Consider the following 1,918-nt stretch of genomic DNA (forward strand, 5'->3'; position numbering starts at 1 on the left):
ACCTGTCAACGGCCATTTGGTTCTCCCCGTGGGCGGCCTTGAGATCTCCCCGCTGGCGGCCACGAAGTTCTCCCCGACGGCGGCCAGTTATCTCCCCACCGTCGGTGTTGATCGGGTTAGCTGAAGGGCTTCACCCCCTGTCCGGAGGTGGCCTGGGTGAGCCGGAAACTGTCACCCTGGGTGACCACGACGTGGGCGTGGTGGAGCAGCCGGTCGACCGTGGCGGTGGCCAGGGTCTTGGGCATGATCTCGTCGAACCCGGACGGGTGCAGGTTGCTGGACACCGTCAGACTGCGCCGCTCATAGGCGGCATCGACCAAGCGGTAGAAACCTTCGGCGGCGTCCGGGGAGACCGGTAGCAGGCCGATGTCATCGACGATGATCAGATCGGCGCGGATGATGCGGGCCAGGGCGCGGGCGATGGAGTCATCGACGCGGTGGCGGCGGACCAGGGCGCCGAGATCTTCGATGGTGAACCAGACGACCGTCAGCCCGGCCTCGACGGCGGCCTGGCCCAGCGCCTCGCTGAAGTGGCTCTTGCCGGTGCCCGAGGGGCCGCAGATGCACAGGTTCTCACGACGGGTCACCCATTCCAGGCTCTTGAGGGCGTCTTGGGTGGGGCGGGGAATGGAGGATGCGCTCTCGTCCCAGTCGCTGAAGGTCTTTCCGGTGGGGAAGGCAGCACGTTTGCGGCGAGTGGCCAAGTTGGCCCGGTCCCGGCCGGCTGCCTCTTCGGCGAGCAGGACCCGCACCACTTCGGCGGGGTCCCAGCGTTGCGCCTTGGCGGTGGGCACGACCTCGGGCAAAGCCCGGCGGATGTGGGGAAGCTTGAGACGGCGGGTCAGCTCGATCGCCTCGGCCAGCGGGTCACCGGCGGAGGCGGGAACGGTGCGCAACGGGGTGGCCATCAGATGAGGTCCTCCTCCTGGTCGGCGGGCGCGGGCAGGGCGGGCTCGGCATGGGCGGCAACGGCGGTGCCGAAAGCGGCCCAGGCGGAGGTGCCCGGCTGCAGGCTGTGGTCCTCACCCGGCCGGGTGGGCTCAGCACCGGCCCGGCGGGCCTGGTAGTCCAGGATCGACAACAAGTCGGCTTCGGCGAAGCGGCCGCTGACGGCTGCGGTGCCCAGGGCGCGGTCGACCGCACTGGGCGAATACAGCTTGGCCAACGCGACAGCCGCGGCCATCTTGGCCCGGATCCGGCGGGTGCCCGCCGCGGCGGCCTCACTCAGCCAGGAGGCGGCCCCGGGGCCGAGCATCAAGAACGCCGCCTCCTCGGGATTGGTGGCCTTGGGGATGCGGTCGGCATCCTTGTCCGGGCGGGGTGGGTAGTGCGCAGGGTCGATCACCGGCGTCCCGGCGTCGCCACGCCGGTGCCGGGCCACCTCACCGGCAGTGCCGTCGTCGGCGACGGCGGTGACGATGAGCTCATCGCCGTGGAAGCGGGCCCAGACCCGCGTGTCGACCAACCGATGCGGCACTGAATAGCGCACGCCCTCCACCGAGATGGTGCAGTCCCAGTTCACCCGCCGGGTCGTGCCGAACGCCGCGGTGAACGCCGAGGCCGGCAGCGGGTGCAGCCGGGCGCGTTCCTCGGCCAGCATCTGCTCGGGCACCCGCCGGCTCAGGCGGTGCACCCGCGTGTTGACCTGCTGGCAAAACTCCCGGCAGGCCGTCTCCAACTGCGCGAACGTCCGATACTCGCCCAGCAGGTTGACCTCGGTGGGCACCAGGTCGGCCTTGGCGATACGCACCGTCGCCTCGCTGCCGCCCTTGGACTCGGGATCGGCCGGCACACAGGTGCGGATCGTCATCCCGTAATGCTTGGCCACCTCGACGATCTCGGCGTTGCGGACCGCGATCCCGGCCACGTGCTCGGCTGTGACGGTCTTTTCGTTGTCAGTCAGCGCATAGGCCGGCAC

The 1,918-nt window shown here is 70.1% G+C and carries 1 protein-coding gene and 1 pseudogene; both read right to left on the reverse strand.

All coding sequences use genetic code 11. The features are described from left to right. Positions 1-116: 116 nt before the first annotated feature. Positions 117-908, reverse strand: a complete 792-nt coding sequence (istB, locus tag FLV34_RS39105; RefSeq protein WP_147945566.1) for an IS21-like element helper ATPase IstB — start codon at positions 906-908, stop codon at positions 117-119. Beyond that, a pseudogene (locus FLV34_RS39110) lies at positions 908-1,918 on the reverse strand (IS21 family transposase); the annotation flags it as partial. The gene istB and the pseudogene FLV34_RS39110, both read right to left, overlap by 1 nt.

The organism is Microbispora sp. CSR-4, from assembly GCF_008033685.1.
Taxonomy (GTDB): Bacteria; Actinomycetota; Actinomycetes; order Streptosporangiales; family Streptosporangiaceae; genus Microbispora.

Excerpts from the sequence above, each read along its gene's own strand:
- istB (WP_147945566.1), bottom strand. The coding sequence starts at position 908 with ATGGCCACCCCGTTGCGCACCGTTCCCGCCTCCGCCGGTGACCCGCTG.